Annotated in this window: 19 protein-coding genes; 12 read left to right on the plus strand and 7 right to left on the minus strand. The window is 71.7% G+C overall.

Annotation, left to right across the window (positions count from 1 at the left end; all coding sequences use genetic code 11):
* Positions 1-82 precede the first annotated feature (82 nt).
* Entirely contained in the window at positions 83-940 is an 858-nt protein-coding gene (gene map, locus ACFTZC_RS11170; protein ID WP_382888523.1) for a type I methionyl aminopeptidase, read from the plus strand.
* 197 nt (positions 941-1,137) lie between these two features.
* Entirely contained in the window at positions 1,138-1,809 is a 672-nt protein-coding gene (locus ACFTZC_RS11175; RefSeq protein WP_382888524.1) for a heme oxygenase (biliverdin-producing), read from the plus strand.
* 15 nt (positions 1,810-1,824) lie between these two features.
* On the opposite strand, the gene ACFTZC_RS11180 is transcribed toward ACFTZC_RS11175, so the two are convergent.
* The 3 genes from ACFTZC_RS11180 to ACFTZC_RS11190 form a co-directional block, all read right to left on the minus strand.
* Positions 1,825-2,484, minus strand: coding sequence for a PhzF family phenazine biosynthesis protein (locus ACFTZC_RS11180; protein WP_382888525.1), 660 nt, complete (start codon positions 2,482-2,484; stop codon positions 1,825-1,827).
* Between the two features lie 152 nt (positions 2,485-2,636).
* Positions 2,637-3,197: a hypothetical protein gene (locus ACFTZC_RS11185; protein ID WP_382888526.1), complete on the minus strand. Its 561-nt coding sequence runs from the start codon at positions 3,195-3,197 to the stop codon at positions 2,637-2,639.
* Positions 3,184-3,363 (minus strand): hypothetical protein, encoded by a 180-nt coding sequence (locus tag ACFTZC_RS11190; protein ID WP_382888527.1) that lies wholly within the window; start codon positions 3,361-3,363, stop codon positions 3,184-3,186. Before ACFTZC_RS11190 ends, ACFTZC_RS11185 begins: the two co-directional genes overlap by 14 nt.
* A 173-nt stretch (positions 3,364-3,536) precedes the next feature.
* Here ACFTZC_RS11190 and ACFTZC_RS11195 point away from each other — a divergent pair, with 173 nt between their 5' ends.
* The 3 genes from ACFTZC_RS11195 to ACFTZC_RS11205 are packed head-to-tail and all read left to right on the plus strand — an operon-like array spanning position 3,537 to position 5,232.
* Positions 3,537-4,379 (plus strand): helix-turn-helix transcriptional regulator, encoded by an 843-nt coding sequence (locus ACFTZC_RS11195; RefSeq protein ID WP_382888528.1) that lies wholly within the window; start codon positions 3,537-3,539, stop codon positions 4,377-4,379.
* A complete protein-coding gene (locus tag ACFTZC_RS11200; RefSeq protein WP_382888529.1) occupies positions 4,361-4,633 on the plus strand; it encodes a DUF397 domain-containing protein in 273 nt (90 codons plus the stop codon). The genes ACFTZC_RS11195 and ACFTZC_RS11200 overlap by 19 nt, the downstream gene beginning before the upstream one ends.
* A gap of 11 nt (positions 4,634-4,644) precedes the next feature.
* On the plus strand, positions 4,645-5,232 hold the full coding sequence (locus ACFTZC_RS11205; protein WP_382888530.1) for a short chain dehydrogenase: 588 nt from the start codon (positions 4,645-4,647) through the stop codon (positions 5,230-5,232).
* 28 nt (positions 5,233-5,260) lie between these two features.
* Here the strand turns inward: ACFTZC_RS11205 and ACFTZC_RS11210 are convergent, their stop codons facing one another.
* Positions 5,261-5,638, minus strand: a complete 378-nt coding sequence (locus ACFTZC_RS11210; protein WP_382888532.1) for a winged helix-turn-helix transcriptional regulator — start codon at positions 5,636-5,638, stop codon at positions 5,261-5,263.
* 105 nt (positions 5,639-5,743) lie between these two features.
* Here ACFTZC_RS11210 and ACFTZC_RS11215 point away from each other — a divergent pair, with 105 nt between their 5' ends.
* Entirely contained in the window at positions 5,744-6,106 is a 363-nt protein-coding gene (locus ACFTZC_RS11215; protein WP_382888533.1) for a DoxX family protein, read from the plus strand.
* Between the two features lie 145 nt (positions 6,107-6,251).
* Here the strand turns inward: ACFTZC_RS11215 and ACFTZC_RS11220 are convergent, their stop codons facing one another.
* Positions 6,252-6,704: an Lrp/AsnC family transcriptional regulator gene (locus ACFTZC_RS11220; RefSeq protein ID WP_382888534.1), complete on the minus strand. Its 453-nt coding sequence runs from the start codon at positions 6,702-6,704 to the stop codon at positions 6,252-6,254.
* Positions 6,705-6,815: 111 nt separating this feature from the next.
* Here ACFTZC_RS11220 and ACFTZC_RS11225 point away from each other — a divergent pair, with 111 nt between their 5' ends.
* The 3 genes from ACFTZC_RS11225 to ACFTZC_RS11235 all read left to right on the plus strand — a co-directional run bounded on the left by ACFTZC_RS11225 (position 6,816) and on the right by ACFTZC_RS11235 (position 10,447).
* Positions 6,816-7,460, plus strand: a complete 645-nt coding sequence (locus ACFTZC_RS11225) for a LysE family translocator (protein WP_382888535.1) — start codon at positions 6,816-6,818, stop codon at positions 7,458-7,460.
* 31 nt (positions 7,461-7,491) lie between these two features.
* The gene (locus ACFTZC_RS11230; RefSeq protein WP_382888536.1) at positions 7,492-7,965 is read left to right on the plus strand and encodes a PaaI family thioesterase; all 474 of its coding nucleotides are present in this window, start codon (positions 7,492-7,494) and stop codon (positions 7,963-7,965) included.
* 160 nt (positions 7,966-8,125) lie between these two features.
* Positions 8,126-10,447 carry a Tat pathway signal sequence domain protein gene (locus ACFTZC_RS11235; RefSeq protein ID WP_382888537.1) on the plus strand — a complete coding sequence of 774 codons (2,322 nt, stop codon included), beginning with the start codon at positions 8,126-8,128 and terminating at the stop codon, positions 10,445-10,447.
* Positions 10,448-10,546: 99 nt separating this feature from the next.
* On the opposite strand, the gene ACFTZC_RS11240 is transcribed toward ACFTZC_RS11235, so the two are convergent.
* On the minus strand, positions 10,547-12,175 hold the full coding sequence (locus ACFTZC_RS11240) for an HtaA domain-containing protein (RefSeq protein ID WP_382888538.1): 1,629 nt from the start codon (positions 12,173-12,175) through the stop codon (positions 10,547-10,549).
* Positions 12,176-12,264: 89 nt separating this feature from the next.
* Positions 12,265-13,824 carry an HtaA domain-containing protein gene (locus tag ACFTZC_RS11245; RefSeq protein WP_382888539.1) on the minus strand — a complete coding sequence of 520 codons (1,560 nt, stop codon included), beginning with the start codon at positions 13,822-13,824 and terminating at the stop codon, positions 12,265-12,267.
* Positions 13,825-13,962: 138 nt separating this feature from the next.
* On the opposite strand from ACFTZC_RS11245, the gene ACFTZC_RS11250 reads away from it, so the two are divergent.
* The 3 genes from ACFTZC_RS11250 to ACFTZC_RS11260 are packed head-to-tail and all read left to right on the plus strand — an operon-like array spanning position 13,963 to position 16,977.
* Positions 13,963-14,988, plus strand: coding sequence for a hemin ABC transporter substrate-binding protein (locus tag ACFTZC_RS11250; RefSeq protein ID WP_382888540.1), 1,026 nt, complete (start codon positions 13,963-13,965; stop codon positions 14,986-14,988).
* A 16-nt stretch (positions 14,989-15,004) separates the two neighbouring features.
* Entirely contained in the window at positions 15,005-16,132 is a 1,128-nt protein-coding gene (locus tag ACFTZC_RS11255; protein WP_382888541.1) for a FecCD family ABC transporter permease, read from the plus strand.
* A complete protein-coding gene (locus ACFTZC_RS11260; RefSeq protein ID WP_382888542.1) occupies positions 16,129-16,977 on the plus strand; it encodes a heme ABC transporter ATP-binding protein in 849 nt (282 codons plus the stop codon). Before ACFTZC_RS11255 ends, ACFTZC_RS11260 begins: the two co-directional genes overlap by 4 nt.
* Positions 16,978-17,011 lie beyond the last annotated feature (34 nt).

Below are 17,011 nucleotides of genomic sequence, written 5' to 3' on the forward strand. Positions count from 1 at the left end.
TGACCTCTGACCTCTGACCTCTGACCTCTGACGTCATGCTGCCCCACCTGGGCCGGTTGAGCCCTGCCATAGACTCGCCGGTATGTCTGGCCAGTCGCTGCTCGTACCAGGGGAGATCTCTCCCGCCCGTTCCGTCCCCGGAAAGATCCGGCGTCCCGAGTACGTCGGGAAGCCCGCTCCGACCCCGTACACCGGACCGGAGGTGCAGACCGCCGAGACGATCGAGCTGATGCGGATCGCCGGGCGGATCGCCGCGCAGGCCATGGAGGAGGCGGCGAAGTACATCGCGCCGGGGGTGACCACGGACGAGCTGGACCGGGTCGCGCACGAGTTCATGTGCGACCACGGGGCCTACCCCTCGACGCTCGGCTACCGGGGCTTCCCCAAGTCGCTCTGCACCTCGGTCAACGAGGTCATCTGCCACGGGATCCCGGACTCGACCGTCCTCCAGGACGGCGACATCGTCAACCTGGACGTCACCGCGTACATCGACGGGGTGCACGGCGACAACAACGCCACCTACCTCTGCGGCAACGTGGACGAGGAGTCGAAGCTCCTGGTGGACCGGACGCGCGAGGCGCTGGCCCGCGCGATCAAGGCGGTGCGGCCGGGGCGCAGGATCAATGTGATCGGGCGGGTCATCGAGTCGTACGCCAAGCGGTTCGGGTACGGCGTGGTCCGGGACTTCACCGGGCACGGGATCAACTCGTCCTTCCACTCCGGGCTGATCATCCCGCACTACGACAGTCCGCACGCCACCACGCTGATCGAGCCGGGCATGACGTTCACGATCGAGCCGATGCTCACGCTCGGTACGTACGAGCACGACATGTGGGCCGACGGCTGGACCGTGGTGACGAAGGACCGGAAGCGGACCGCGCAGTTCGAGCACACGCTGGTGGTCACGGAGACGGGCACGGAGATCCTCACGCTGCCCTGACGCGCGGGCACGTACGGTAACGGAATCCCGAGGTTGCCCTCCGGCGATCCCGGGGTAGCGTTTTTACCGACAGGACGTCGGGAACTCATTGACTTAGGTAAGCCTAAGTAAGAGTATCGGTGAGGGCGGTGCCTGCCGCCACCCCCGTCTCCCCCCTCGTCCCGTACGCCCGTCCCCTCGGTCTCCGGAGGCCCGCCTTGGACGCAACCGCCACCACCGCCGCGACCCCGTTCTCCACGCTGATCCGGGTCGCCTCGCACGAGAAGCACGACGAGGCGAACGCGGCTCCGTTCATGAGCAACCTGCTCGGCGGGCGGCTCGGGGTGGACGCCTACACCCGCTACACGGAGCAGCTCTGGTTCGTGTACAGCACGATGGAAGAGGCGTCGAAGACACTGAGAGAGGACCCGGTCGCCGGGCCCTTCATACGGAGCGAGCTGGCGCGCACCCCGGAACTGGAGCGCGATCTGTCGCATCTGCGGGGTGCCGACTGGCGTACGGGCCTGGAGCCGCTGCCCGCGACGGCCGCGTACGCGGCGCGGGTCGAGGAGTGCGCGCGCGAGTGGCCCGGTGGCTTTGTCGCGCACCACTACACGCGCTACCTGGGGGACCTCTCCGGCGGCCAGATAGTCCGCGACAAGGCGGAGAAGACCTACGGCTTCGCCCGCAAGAGCGACGGCGTACGGTTCTACGTCTTCGAGGGGATATCCAACCCGGCCGCCTTCAAGCGCGGATACCGGGAGCTGCTGGACACGATCGCGGCGGACGACCTGGAGAAGCAGCGGATCATCGACGAGTGCAAGCGCGCCTTCGACTTCAACGGGGCGGTGTTCGAGGAGCTGAGCGCGGAGTTCCCGCTGAGCGCGTAACCGTACGTACGGCGCTCAGCGGATGTGCTCGGAGAGCAGCCGGACGCGCCCGCCGAGCTCGATGGTCCCGTCGGGGCCGGGGGCTGTGATGAGCTGCGAGCCCCGGCCCTGCGTGATGTTCAGCGCCCGGCCGAGCCGCGCCGTGAGCAGCAGCGCGGCGGCGCCGGTCGCCTCGTCCTCGACGATGCCGTCGCCCCGGCGCGGAAAGGCGCGCGCCCTGACCCGCCCGGCGGCCTCGTCCTCCCAGGCCCAGGCGTACAGCCACCCCTCGCCGGGCGGCGGCGCGGGCAGCGCGTCGACCTCGGCGGCGGAGGCGTACTGCTCCAGGGTGCGCGGCGGCGCCCACTCGGGGCGCGCGGTGATCCAGGTGAACTCGCCGTCCTGGCGCACCCACACCTCCCCGGCGGGCGGGTTGACGGCCTCCAGGTCGAGCAGCCAGGCCGCGCCGACGAGGGGGTGCCCGGCGAACGGCAGCCGCAGCCCGGGGGTGTAGATGTCGACCACGCCCCGGTCGGGGTCGTCGACGAACACGGTCTCGCTGTAGCCGAGTTCGGCGGCGAGGGCCTGCCGGGCCGCCCGGTCGGGGTGGTGCCGCCCCTCACGGACGACGCCGAGCAGGTTGCCGTGCCGGCCGTCGGCCCCGCAAAAGACGCTGAGCACGTCGATCTCAGCCACGGTCGCAGCCGTAGTCGCAGCCGCAGTCGCATCAGTCGAAGTAGCAGTCACCCAGGCATTCAAACATCACCCGCCGCGTACGCACGCCATGACGGCGATGACGAGAATCCCGAGGACGGCGCTCACGGTGACGGCGAGCGCTTCCAGCCACCTCACCGCTCCCCGCCCTCCGTCGTTCCCGTACGCGCGTGGAGCCCGGGGCGGCGCAGCGGCCGGAAGGGCCACCACCACCGGCGCCGGGGCGCACCGCAGCGGCGCCGGGCGGCGACCGTGGTGGGCTCGGCGGTGAGCGTGTACCGCCCCGAGTGATCGGCGGCGCCCACCACCAGCCGTTCCCCGGCGACGAGCCGCCGCAGCGCGGCCCCCTGCTGCCGGTGGTCGTCGCACCAGTTCCGCAGGGCCGTGGGCACGTCCGGTACGTACGGGGCCACGGCGACCAGCACACCCGCCCCCGGCGCGGAATCCGGCCGGGCGGCGGGCAGCCAGGGGGCGTACGGATCGGGGTCGAGCCCGTCGGCGACCCGATGGGCCTGCTCCCGCAGCCAGCTCAGGGCCCCCTCGGGCGTGTACATCCGCCGGGCGCCGAGCACGAACCGTACGACGCCCCCATCCACCGCCCCGGCCACGGGCCCCGACACCGGCCCCTCGGCGACGACGGTCACCACATACACCCGGGCCCCGCCCGCCCCGGCGCCCGCCTCATCCCCGTCCACAGCACGGCGCCCCGAACCGCCTGAGGTGCGGATGCGCGGCGATCTGCCGGTCGCACTCCTCGGCGGTCGCCTCCCCGATCCCGCGCCGGGCGTTCTCCCGCCGCTTCGCCCACCAGCCGCACACGTCGCAGCCGGCCACGGGCGGGACCTCCTGGTTACGGGCCATCGGACACCTGTCTACTTGTCGCCAACGGTCTGTCGAGGAGCCGGACGGTGAATTACCGTGCGTACTCGTACAACTACGAGAATGCACCGGGAATTTGGCTCAATTGCCGCTGGCGGAAGGTAAGTCGTGGCCACGTTCCGGTAATTCGGCACCTTCGACGAGAGGGCAGTGCGATGCCACCCAGGCGGGTCATCACGGGACGGAGCCAGGAGCCGCGCAGGCGGTTCACGGAGGAACTCAGCCGGCTACGCGCCGAGAAGGGCGACAGCCTGCGCCAACTCGGCGACGTACTGGGCTGGGACTCGTCCCTGTTCGGCAAGATGGAAAGCGGCGACACCCTCGGCGGCCCGGAGGTCGCCCAGGCGCTGGACCAGCACTACGGGACGCCGGGGCTGTTGCTGACGCTCTGGGAACTGGCGATGGCGGACCCCACTCAGTTCAAGGAGCGGTACCGGCGATACATGTTCCTGGAGTCGGAGGCGGTGAGCCTGTCGCACTATGCGGTGTGCGTCCTCCCTGGCCTGCTCCAGACGGAAGGGTACGCACGGGCGCTCCTCACTGCGGGCGGCATCGCCGGCGCCGAGCTGACGAAACAAGTCCAAGCGCGCATAGGGCGTCGGGCGTTGCTGGAGGGCGATGACGCGCCACCGTTCCGCACCATGCTGTCCGAAACCGTGCTGCGCACCCCACTTGATGATGCTGACGAATGGCGGACCCAACTTGAGCATCTGCTGACCATGGGCGAGCGCCAGCGAGTCATGATCCAGGTTCTGCCACACACCGTCGGCCTTCACGCTCTGATGAACACCACCACTATGTTCCTTCGAAGCACGGACGGCCGTACCGTGGCATGGGTGGAGACCGGATATTCGGGGGAACTCATCGAGGCGACGGGATCCGTCGAGAGGTTGCAGCTCAGGTACGATCTCGCCCGTGATCTGGCTCTCTCGCCGGCCGACTCACGGAAGTTCATCATGAGGATGTTGGAGGAAGTGTCGTGCGATCCAACGACCTGAGCGCTGTCCGGTGGCGCAAGAGCTCATACAGCAACCAGGACGGCGGCGAGTGCGTCGAAGCCGCTGCCGCCTGGCGGACGAGTTCCTACAGCAATGGCGACGGCGGTGCGTGCGTCGAAGCCGCCCTCAACCTCCCCGGCACCGTCCCCGTACGCGACTCCAAGCACCCCGAAGGCCCCGCCCTTCTCTTCCCGGCGGGGGCCTTCACCTCGTTCGTCGAGGCGGTGCGCTCGGACACGCTCCACGCCCGCTGACGACGACAGCCATGAAGGTATTGGTGGTCGGAGCGACAGGGACCGTGGGCAGCGCCGTCGTCCGTGCACTGGCCGCCTCTTCCCATCAGGTCGTCGGGGCTTCGCGTACAGGCCCGGTGAGGGTGGATCTGGAGGATCCCGCTTCTCTGGACGCGCTCTTCGGCGAGGTGCCGGGGCTCGACGCGGTGGTGTGCTGTGCGGCGGGCGGGCCGCTGGTGGATCTGGGGGCGGCGACGGACGCCGAGTTCGCGGGCGCGGCGCGCGGCAAGCTGTGGGGGCAGGTCGCGCTGGCGCGGCGGGCCGTGCGGCAGCTCCCGGAGGACGGTTCCGTCACGCTGACCGGGGGCACCTTCCCCGCCCCGCTGCCCGGCGGGTCGCTGGGGGCCCTCGTCAACGGGGGCCTGGAGGGCTTCGTACGCAACGCGGCGGGTGAGCTGCCGCGGGGGCCGCGCGTCAATCTCATCAGCCCCGGCTGGATCAGGGAGACCCTGGAGGCCATGGGCGCGGACGGGGCTGCCGGCACGCCCGTCTCCGAGGTGGCCCGGGCGTATGTGGAGGCCGTAGAGGGCACCGCGCGGGGCCGGATCGTACGCCCATGACCCGCGTGACCCGCGCCCGGTAAGGCGGTCAGCGTTCGCGGGAGTCGTAGGCGTCGTGGCTGCGTTCGATGTCGGGGTTGTGCTCGACGGCCCACTCGGCCAGTGTCACGGCGGGTTCGATCAGCGTGCTGCCCATCGGGGTGAGTTCGTACTCGACGCGCGGCGGCACCTCGGCGAAGACCGTGCGCCCGACGAGGCCGTCGCGTTCCAGACGCCGCAGGGTCAGGGTCAGCATCCGCTGTGAGATGCCGGGGATACGGCGCAGCAGTTCGGTGAAGCGCATGCGTTCGCCGTGGAGTGTCGCGACCACGAGAAGGGTCCACTTGTCGCCGATGCGGTCGAGGATGCCCCGGACGGCACGGCCACCGTCGCCTCGGATCAGGCAGGTCTTCTCGTACTGCGACATCGTGCTCCCGGTGTCACCAAGGCACAGGGTTGTGCCTTTTGTAAGCCCTTCGAGGGTGACCCATCATGGGCCTACCTACAAGCAGTAACTATTGGGGGTTCCGCCGTGGTTGTCGCGTACTGGATCGTTGCCGTACTGCTGGGTCTCCTGTATCTCTTCGCCGGCGGGCGGAAGATCTCCCAGAGCCAGGAGCAGCTCGCGCCGATGATGGGCTGGGTCGACACCGTCCCGATGCCGGTCGTGCGGCTCATCGGCGCCGTGGAGATACTCGGCGCGGTCGGATTGATCCTGCCGCCGCTGACAGGCATCGCACCCGTCCTCGCGATCGCGGCGGGGGCCGGCTTCGCGGTGCTACAGATCCTGGCGGCGGCTCTTCACCTGTCGCGCGGCGAGGTCAAGGAGACCGGCCTGAACGTGCCGCTGATCCTCCTCGCCGTGGTCGCGGCGTGGCTGGCCACGGCGTTCTGAACGGCCCACCGCGCGCGGGCCGGTGGCAAGTGCGGGACGGCATGACGGGACCCCCAGGAGACATCGGCCACGTGATCGACCACCGGGCCGGCGCGCCTCACCGTGCCGGCATTCGCCCGCGATTGTCCACAGGGCTGCTGTGCGGTCATTCGGGGAGAGGGCGGTCCTGGACGACGTTCTTCATGACGATGGTGGAGGTCAGGCGCTGGACGCCGGGCAGGCGGGCGAACTGCTGGTCGTAGAGCCGCTGGTAGGCGGCCAGGTCGGGGGTCGCGACGCGCAGGAGGTAGTCGGGTTCGCCGAAGAGGCGCTGGGCCTGGATGACCTGGGGGATGGCGGTCACGGCCTCTTCGAAGGAGGTGACGGTGCCGGGGTCCTCCCAGCGCAGGGTGGCGAAGACGAGGGCTTCGAAGTTCAGGCCGACGGTGGGCGGGTCGACCACGGCGCGGTAGCCGCGGATCGCGCCCTCGCGTTCGAGGTCCCGTACGCGGCGGTGGCAGGGCGAGACGCTGAGGCCTACGCGTCTGGCCAGCTCGGTGACGGTCAGGCGGCCGTCCATTTGCAGCTCGGTGAGAATTTTCCGGTCCAGGGCGTCCATGGGGGAGATTCTCCCTCGTGTCATGCGGTTTCGGGGTAGATAAGCAAACACTTTCGGGCATATCCGGTCTAGCTTTCCCTTGAGATGTACGGAACGTGAGAGGGAACGTCGATGGATATGGCGACGGTGGCGGCTTTCCTGGTGGTGGACCTGCTGCTGGTGTTCACGCCCGGTGCCGACTGGGCCTACGCGATCGCGGCGGGGCTGCGCGGGCGGTCGGTCGTGCCGGCGGTCGCCGGGCTGGTAGCGGGATACGCCGGTTACACGCTGCTCGCCGTCGCGGGGCTGGTGGTGGTCGTGGCCGGTTCGCCGGCCGCGCTCACCGCGCTGACCGTCGTCGGGGCCGGGTACCTGATATGGCTCGGCCTGGGGGTGCTGAGGCAGCCCGTCGCCTTGGCCACCGGCACGGAGTCCGTCGCCGTGACCACTGGTGCGGAGCCCGTCGCCGGCTCGTCCTGGCGGATCGCGCTCAAGGGTGCCGGGATCAGCGGGCTGAACCCGAAGGCGCTGCTGCTGTACTTCTCACTGTTCCCGCAGTTCATCGACGCCGGGGCCGGCTGGCCGGTCGCCGCGCAGACCGGGCTGCTGGGGGCGCTCCACATGGCCGCGTGCGCGGTGGTCTATCTTGCCGTCGGCGTGCTGGCCCGTACGGTGCTGAGGACCCGGCCCTCGACAGCCCGGGCCGTGACCCGGGTGTCCGGCGCCCTGATGATCGCCATCGGCGGGTTCCTGCTGGTGGAACGCCTCGCCGGGTGAGGGACCCGTCCCAGCTTCCGGAGGAGAGTTCATGGCAGAGCGGATCCGGCCCGAAGAGGCCGACGGCGACATGGAGAAGCGGGTTCTGGCCAGCTTCGGGCGGCAGGGGCTGATGGCCCACCTCGGGGCCCGCATCTCCCGCGTCGAGCCCGGGCGCGTACACATCGTGCTTCCCGGCCGTCCCGAAGTCACCCAGCATCACGGGTACTTCCACGCCGGGGCCACCGGCGCCATCGCGGACACGGCGGGCGGCTACGCGGCCTACACGCTGTTCCCCGAGAAGGCCGAGGTGCTCACCGTCGAGTACAAGATCAACCTCCTCGCGCCGGCGGTCGGCGACCGCATCGAGGCGGTCGGGACGGTCCTGAGGTCCGGCCGGACCCTGACCGTGTGCCAGTTGGAGGTGTACGGCGTCCGGGACGGCGGCGAGCGGAAGGACGAGCGGAAACTCGTCGCCAACGGGCAGCAGACCCTGATCCGGGTCGACAGGCCACCCGAGCGGTGAGAGTGCCGCCATCCTGGCGAGAGATCCGATGTGTTGGAGGGAGGAGCGGGCGCACCGCTTGACGATGGCACCTTACTCATTGACAGGTACAGGCCTGGACCGTAACTTTCCCGCAATACACCCGATGTATTGACGGTCTATCAGGCATGGAGGCACACGCATGACCTCACAGCCGAGAAAGGTCTTACCGGCATCGCGCAGAGCCGTACTCGGCTCCGCGCTGACCGGCGCGGCGCTCGCCTCGCTGCCCTCGGTCGCCCGCGCCGAGGAGTCCGCCGGGGGCGCCGCGCCGGCGACCGAGGCGGTTCGGGCTCAGCCGTGGAAGTTGAGCAACCGCATGTCCGGCAGCGGCGACTGGGCCGACTTCCTGCGCCGGCAGGACCTGGTCTGGAGCCGGCTGCCCGCCCTGTGGCACGAGGGGCCGTTCCTGGGCGACGGGCTGCTGGGCAGCATGATCTACCAGGAGCCGGACGCCAACAAGATCCGCTTCACCGTCCAGCACGGCCGGGTGCAGGACCACCGGCCCGCGTTCGGCAGCGGCTGGGGCACCTGCCGGCTGCCGGTCGGGCATCTGACGCTCGACCCGGTCGGCACCATCACGGCCGTCGACTGGCGGCTGAGCCTGTGGAACGCGGAGCTGAGCGGTACGGTCACCACCTCGTCCGGCACGCTCACCCTCACCGCGTTCATCCACGACGAGATCCTCGTCGCCCGCGTGCGGGCGAGCGGCGGCGAGCGCGTCAGCTGGACGTTCCACCCCGAGGAGGCCATGAGCCCCCGGCAGATCCAGGAGGACCCGCCCGCCGGTTACGTCGCCAACCCCGCCTGGTCCACCCGTACCACCGACGGAGTCAAGCAGGTGCTCCAGCCGCTCGTCGGCGGCGGTCAGACCGCGACGGCCTACCGGCAGACCGGTGATGTGCTCCTGCTCAGCGTCGGGCACAGTTTTCCGTCCAACAGTGAGGCCGCGACCGTCTCGCTCCGGAAGATCCAGCGGGCCGGGGCGTACGGCACCCTCCGCGACCGGAACACCCGCTGGTGGCACGACTTCTACCGCAAGAGCTTCGTCTCCCTCCCCGACGAGCGGCTCCAGAGCTTCTACTGGATCCAGCTCTACAAGGTCGCCTCCGCGACCCGGGCGAACGCCCCGGTGATGGCCACCTGCGGGCCGTGGCTGGAGCGCACCCCCTGGCCGGCCGTGTGGTGGAACCTCAACCTGCAGTTGGAGTACTGGCTCATCCACGGCTCCAACCACCTGGAGCTGGACTCGCTGAGCGCCACGCTCCGCCAGAACCAGGAGCAGCTCACCGCCAATGTGCCCGCCGCCTACCGCTCCGACAGCGCCGGGGTCGGCCGCAGTTCGGACATGTTCGCCAACCGGAGCGTCGGCACCCCGGGCAGCGGCGCCGAGGTCGGGGACCTGACCTGGGCGCTGCACAACGTGTGGCTGAGCTACCGGCACACCATGGACGAGACGCTGCTGCGGGAGACGCTCTTCCCGCTGCTGCGCCGCGCGATCAACTACTACCTGCACTTCCTCACACCGGGCAGCGACGGCAAGCTCCATCTGCCCAGCACCCTCTCCCCCGAGTATCCGGTCGTCCCGCCGCAGGACACCAACTACGACCTCGCGCTGATCCGCTGGGGCTGCCAGACCCTCCTCGACGCCTCCGCGCACCTCGGCGTCAACGATCCACTGAAGCCGAGGTGGCAGGAGGTCCTGACGCGGCTCACGCCGTACCCGACCGACGAGAACGGCTTCATGATCGGGGCGGACACCCCGTACGCCCAGTCGCACCGGCACTACTCCCACCTGCTGATGGTGTACCCGCTCTACCTCGTCAACTGGGACCAGCCGGAGAACCGCGAGCTGATCGAGAAGTCGCTCGTCCACTGGCACGCGCTGACCGGCGCCCACCGGGGCTACAGCTACACCGGCGCCGCCTCGCTGTACGCGATGGCCGGGCGGGGCGACACCGCGCTCAGCTATCTGAAGCTGTTCTTCGACCCCACCACCCGGTACCCCTGCCGCGCCAACACCCACTACACCGAGGCCGGGCCGGTCATCGAGACGCCGCTGTCGGCCTCGCAGTCCATGCACGACATGCTCTGCCAGAGCTGGGGCGGCACGGTCCGGGTCTTCCCCGCCGTCCCGAAGGACTGGAAGGACGTCACGCTGCACGATTTCCGGACGCAGGGTGCCTTCCTCGTCAGCGCGGTGCGCAAGGCGGGCGTCACCCGGTTCATCCGGGTCAAGAGCCTGGCGGGCGAACCGCTCAAGCTCAAGCACGGTCTGACCGGCACGCTCACGGTGCTGCTCGACGACGGCACGCCCGCCAGGACGCAGGACCTGGGCAACGGCACGCTGGCCATCACCGTGCCCAAGGGCCGTGAGGTGCTGGTCCACTCCGGGGCACGGCCCGATCTGGTCATCGCGCCGGTCGCCATTTCGGAGCCGGGCGACTCCTGGGGGCTTCCGTAGGCGTCGTACGTCGTACGTGACATGCGCCGGCGCATGTCGGGCCCCCGGGACGCGTCTTGTCCCGGGGGCCTGTCTCGTACGGGGAGAGCGGGGAGCGTGTTACGCGGGGCGCTCGGCCTGCGTTTCTCGGCGGCGCCTGGCCACGACGACCGCGCCCGCGCCGGCTGCCGCGATCGCCCCCGCCGCGCCGAGGAGCGTGCCCGCCGGGAACTCCGCGCCGGTGGAGGCGAGGGCGCCGCCCGTACCGCCGGTGGTGGTGCCGCCGACCGTGCCGCCGCCCGTTGTCGTACCGCCGCCGCCCGTCGTGCCGCCGGTGGTGCCGCCCGCCGTGCCACCCGTCGTACCGCCCGTGGCGCCCGGGAGTTCGGCGTCGGCGTCGAGGGAGACCGCGAGCGTCAGCGGGTCCAGGGCCGTGCCCTCCGGGTACATGCCGCCGAACGCCTTCGTGCCGTCGGCGGTGAGCGTCGCGGGGACGGCCTTGAGGGTGACGACGCCGTCCTCGGCGGCGGGCAGGGTGGCCGGGACGTCGAGGGTGGCGAGGGTGAGGCCGGTGTACGAGGAGACCTCGTGCGTCTCGCGGTCCTTGGTGGAGACGTCCGCGAGCAGTGTGCCCTTGCCGTCCTCCACCTTCACCTGGAGAGCGCTCAGGCGCAGGTCGAGGACGTACGTACCGTCGGACTCCCGGTGGCCGAGGAAGCGGACCGTACCGCCGAGAGAGGCGTCGAGGGATCCCGCCTGCGCGTCGAAGCCGCCGGTGGCCTTCGGGAAGCGGTAGGCGGTGGTGGCGGGCTGGGTGGCTCCGTCGCCGAGTTCGACCTTGCCGGCCGCGATCGGGCCGGTGACGTACGAGCGGAAGGAGTCCTTCACGCCCCAGTCGAGGTTGCCGTCGACGATCGCGCCGTCCACGGCGGTCGGGGCCGACTCCGCGGGCGAGGCCGTCTGGCCGGAGGTGGTGGATGTGGTGGGAGTGGGCCCCGGGGCCTGGGGGCTGGGCGTCCCCGAGGTGGGAGGCGGCGTCTGAGTGAGGGTGGGCGTCGGGGTGGGAGTGGGAGTGGTGGGCGGGGTCTCGGAGGGGGCCGTCTCGTAACCGACGGAGAGGGTCGCCTTGTCCAGTTCGGTGCCCTCGGCGTACATCCCGTTGAAGGCCTTGGCGCCGTCGGCGGTCAGGGTGGCCGGGATGTCCTTGAAGACCATCGTGCCGTTGGCGTTCTCCGGGCGGATGCCCGTCAGATCGATGGCGGCCAGTTCGATGTCGTTCTGGGTCGCGCCGTTGAGGGTGACGTCGGCCTCGATGGCGCCGCCCGTCCCCGAGGTGACCAGCTTGACGTCGGCGATCTTGATGTCGAAGCCGTGGGCGGCGGAGGAGAACCGGACGCCGCCCTCGAACTCCGTGGCCACGTCGTGCGTCGTGGAGTCGTATGTGCCGGTGCCGTTGACGAAGGTGAACGGGCCGTTGCCGGCGGCCTGGGTGGCGCCGTCCGACGGGGTGATGGTGCCGAGGGCGATGCCCGTGACGTACCTGCGGAAGGACTCCTTCAGGCCCCAGTCCAGGGTGCCGTCCTTCAGTACGAGGTTCGGGGCTGCGGCGGGCGCGACCGCAGGCCCGGCGGCGGGCGCGGCGTTCCGGGTGTCGGTCGCGAGTGCCGGGAGGGTGAGGACGGTCGCGCCGAGTGCGACCGCCGTCGCGATGGCGGCGGCGAGGGCTACGGGGCGGCGATTGGCTGCCATGGGCGGGGTACTCCTCGAAGGTGTGAGGCGGGGGTGCACCTGTATGCGGGGGATGTGGGGGAGGACGACGGCCGATCGGGGACGGGCCGTCAGGAGGGGTCCGTGGGGGCGCCGTCCGTCGCCGTCCCGGTGGCCGCCGCGCGGCGCCTGCGGACCACGAGGACCGCGGCCCCGGCGGCCACGGCCACCCCGGCGCCGATCGCCGCGTACGTCCCGGCGCCCACGGAGGACGAGGAGGCCTTCGACGAGGCCGCGGCTCCGGGGGCGGTGGACTCCGTACCGGCCGGGGAGGGTGTCGGAGCGGGGGCCGTGGCGTCGCTGCCCAGGTCCGGCAGCGCGGGGAGCTTCGCCTTCGCGTCGACGGTGACGGCGAGCGAGACGGGGTCCATCTCCGTGCCGGCCGGGTAGAGGGAGCCGAAGCTCTCGGCGCCCTGTGCGGTCAGTTTCGCGGGCGCCTCGGTGAGGGTGGCGAGGCCGTCCTCCGGCGTGAAGTCCCGGGCGGCGAAGGTGATGAGCGGTACGGCCTTACGGGGCGGGCTGCCCTCGGCGGCGTCGACGACATCGGCGGAGAGCGTGCCCTTGCCGTCCTTCACCACGACCGCGACCTTCCTGAGCGTCAGGTCGAGCCGGGTGCCGGTGAAGCGGACGCTGCCCGCGAACTCCGCGTCGAGGGTGCCCTTCTCCGCGTCGTACGAGCCCTTGCCCCCGGGGAAGCGGAAGAGCGCGCCGCCGTCCTGGGCGCCGTCGCCCAGCGTCCACCCGCCCCGGGCGATGGAGCCGGTGACGTACTCGCGGTAGGTGCGGCGGACGCCCCAGTCGACGGCCGCGTCCTGGAAGGCGCCGGGGGACGCCCCGGCGGTCGCGCCGGCCGTCCCGCCGGTCGTCCCGCTGTCGGGACCGGTCCTCCCGTCGCCGTCCGGGGGCGTCGTGGGGTCCGGCGCCGCGGTCTTCTCCGCGGCGGCCACGTCCACGGAGAGGCTGACCGGGTCGAGCGCCGTACCGGCCGTGTAGTACCCGGCGAAGGCCGTCGCGCCCCGTGTGGTGAGCGTCGCCGGGACGTTGCTGAGGGCGATCGGCGAGGAGCCGCCGCGCATGTCGATCCCGGAGAGGTCCAGGGAGGCGAACGGGACCTGGGAGGACGTGGTGACCTTGCCCGAGCCTTTCGCCCTGCTGACCATGTCGGCGTAGAGGGTGCCGCTGCCGCCGGAGATCCGCACCGTGGGGCGGGAGAGGGTGAGGTCGAGTTCGTACGAGCCGTCGGACTTCTGGTGGCCGACGAAGCGGACGCCGCCGGAGAACGCGGAGCGGAAGGCACCGCTGTCCGGATCGTACGACCCGGTCGCCGAGTGGAAGCGGAACTGGCTGCCCACCGTGGCCGCTCCCCCGGTGAGCCCCCAACTGCCTTGCGCGATGGGCCCGGTGACATAGGTGAGGAAGGAGGATTTGATGCCCCAGTCCAGCCTGCCGCCCTGCACCGTACGGTCCGCCGCGTGCGCCCCGGCGGCCGGGAGCAGAGCCACCGGCAGCGCCATGAGGAGCGCGATGAGCAAGGCGACGAGCAACCTGACGGGGGACCCGCCGGAGGACGCGCGGGCGAATCCGGCGCGGGACGGGCGGAACGGGCGGCGCACGGGTCTGAAGGACGGCATGGGATCACTCCCGCATCTGGACTCTGGACGTGAAAACAGCACCGGGCCTGGCAACCGAGGTAAGGCTAACCTAAGCTACTTTCGGTCTGTGCCGGAACCCTTCCGCCACAGAAGCCTCGACGAAGGACGGTGCGTTCCGTGCGCAGATCACGCCTCGCGGGTGCGCTCGTCACCGCGCTCGCGCTCGCCCTCGCCGCCACCGGCTGCGGCGGTAACGGCGGCACGGGCGGTACGGAGCAGCGCGCCAGCGCCCAGGCGGCGGGCGCGGCGGACCGGGCTGACCGGGTGGAGCCCCTGGCGGCGACGCCGGAGCCCCGGCTGCCCGTCACCGTCGACTCGGCGGACGGCAGGAAGGTCACCGTCACCTCCACCGACCGGATCGTGCCGCTGACCGGATCGCTGAGCGAGATCGTCTTCACGCTCGGCCTCGGCGAGCGGGTCGTGGCCCGCGACATCACCGCCACCTTCGAACAGGCCGCGAAGCTCCCCGTGGTGACGCGCGCCCACGACGTCTCCGCGGAGGGCGTGCTCTCGCTCCGGCCGACCCTCGTCCTCGCCGACACCACCACCGGGCCCGCCGAGGCCATCGGCCAGATCCGGGCGGCGGGCATTCCGCTCCTCGTCGTCGCACCGGCCCAGAGCCTCGGCGAGGTCGGCAGGCGGATCGACGCGGTGGCGGGGGCGCTGGGGGTCACGGCGGCGGGCACGGAGCTGAAGGAGCGTACGGAGCGGCGGATCACCGCCGTACAGAAGGACATTCCGGCGCGCGAGGGCGGACGCGAGCCGCGCGTCGCCTTCCTCTATCTGCGCGGCTCGGCCTCCGTCTATCTGCTCGGCGGCGCGGACTCCGGGGCAAGCTCCCTGCTGGAGGCGGCCGGCGCGGTCGACGCGGGCAAGGAGTCGGGGCTCACGAAGGACTTCACCCCGATCACCAGCGAGGCCCTGGCGAAGGCCGCGCCCGACGCGATCCTGGTGATGACCAAGGGGCTCGCCTCGGTGGACGGGGTCGACGGCCTGGTGAAGATCCCGGGCGTCGCGGAGACACCCGCCGGGATGGACCGCAGGGTCGTCTCGGTCGAGGACGGGGTGCTGCTGAACTACGGGCCGCGGACGGACGAGGTGCTGAAGTCGATCGTCGATCAGCTCCACGCGGACGAGAAGTGACGGGACGGCGCGGGAAGTGACGACCAGTCCCACGGCACGGGCCCCGAAGGCGCCGGGTTCTCCGCCCGATGCTCCGCCGGACGGGCCCGGCAGCGGCGTCCCCGGTACGCGGCGGCGGCCCGGTGCCACCGCCCTCCTCACCGCCGGGCTCGTCGGCGGGCTCGTCGTCCTCTGCCTGCTCTCCGCCGGGATCGGCGCGTACCACATCCCCCTCGGGGACGTCCTCGCCTCCCTCCAGCACCGGGCGGGGCTCGGCGGCGCGCCGCTCGACCGGGTCGGGGAGAGCGTCCTGTGGAACGTACGGCTCCCCCGCGTCGTCCTCGCGCTGCTCGTCGGCGCCTCGCTCGGCTGCGCGGGCGCGCTGATGCAGGGGGTGTTCGGCAATCCGCTCGCCGAGCCGGGCGTCATCGGGATCTCGTCCGGCGCGGCGGTCGGGGCGGTCGCCTCGATCGCGCTGGGGCTGAGCTTTCTCGGCAACTGGACGGTCACGGTCTGCGCGTTCGTCGCCGGACTCGCGACGGTCCTGCTGGTGTACGCGCTCTCCCGCTCGGGCGGCCGTACGGAGGTGGTCACGCTCATCCTCACCGGCATCGCGGTCAACGCCTTCGCGGGGGCGCTGATCGGGCTGTTCATCTTCTTCGCGGACAGCGCGCAGATCACGCAGATCACCTTCTGGCAGCTCGGTTCGCTGGCCCAGGCGACCTGGCCCAAGGTGCTCGCGGTGCTGCCCTGCGCGCTGGCCGGGCTGGCGGTCGCGCCGCTCTCGGCGCGGAAGCTGGATCTGCTGGCGCTCGGCGAACGGCCCGCCCGTCACCTGGGCGTGGACGTCGAGAGGCTGCGGATCCTGCTGGTGCTCGTCGTCGCGCTGCTCACCGCGGCGGCGGTCGCGGTGGCCGGGATCATCACGTTCGTGGGGCTGCTGGTCCCGCATCTGCTGCGGATGGCGGCCGGGCCCGGCCACCGCTTCCTGGTCCCGGGCAGCGCGCTCGGCGGCGCGCTGGTCCTGCTCGCCGGCGATCTGGCGGCCCGTACGGTGGCGGCGCCCGCCGAGCTGCCGCTGGGGGTGCTGACCGCGCTCTTCGGCAGTCCGTTCTTCTTCTGGCTGCTGCGCAGGACCCGCCGCAGGCAAGGGGGTTGGGCATGAACCTGCGTACCGCCGTCGGGAACCTGTTCGCCGCGCGGGGACGCGTGCTGCCCTCCCCCGCCGCCCCCGGCTCCCCCGTCGCCGAGGTCTCCGGGCTCCATCTCCGGCTCGGGCAGCGGGATGTGCTCTCCGGCATCGAACTGGTCGCGCGGGCCGGTGAGGTCGTCGCGCTCGTCGGGCCCAACGGGGCCGGGAAGTCCACGCTGCTCGCCGCGCTCGCCGCCGATCTGCCGGCCGGCCGGGGCACCGTACGGATCGACGGGCGCGACGTACGGGAGTGGTCGGCGGCCGAACTGGCCCTGCGCCGCTCGGTGCTGCCGCAGGCCGCCACGCTCTCGTTCCCCTTCCCCGTCGCCGATGTCGTACGGATGGGCCGGGCACCGTGGGCCGGGACCGCCCGGGAGGACGAGGACGACGAGGCCGTCGCCGCGGCGATGGCGGCCACCGAGGTCACCGGCTTCGCCGCCCGCCCCTTCTCCGGGCTCTCCGGCGGCGAGCGCGCCCGGGTCGCGCTGGCCCGGGTCCTCGCCCAGCGGGCGCCGCTGCTCCTGCTCGACGAGCCGACCGCCGCGCTCGATCTGCGCCACCAGGAACTCGTGCTGCGGCTCTGCCGGGAGCGGGCCGGGGCGGGCGACGCCGTCGTGGTGGTCCTGCACGACCTGGGGCTGGCGGCGGCCCACGCGGACCGTACGGCCGTACTGCACGGCGGCCGGATCGCGGCCGAGGGCCCGCCGGGCGAGGTCTTCCGCGACGAACTGCTGAGCCGGGTCTACCGGCAGCCCGTGGAGGTCCTGCCGCACCCGCGGACCGGCGTTCCGCTGATCGTTCCCAGGCGTCCGGCCTGACCTACCTGGCGGGCGCGCCGACGGAGGTACCGGC

The organism is Streptomyces sp. NPDC056987 (assembly GCF_042673865.1).
Taxonomy (GTDB): Bacteria; Actinomycetota; Actinomycetes; order Streptomycetales; family Streptomycetaceae; genus Streptomyces.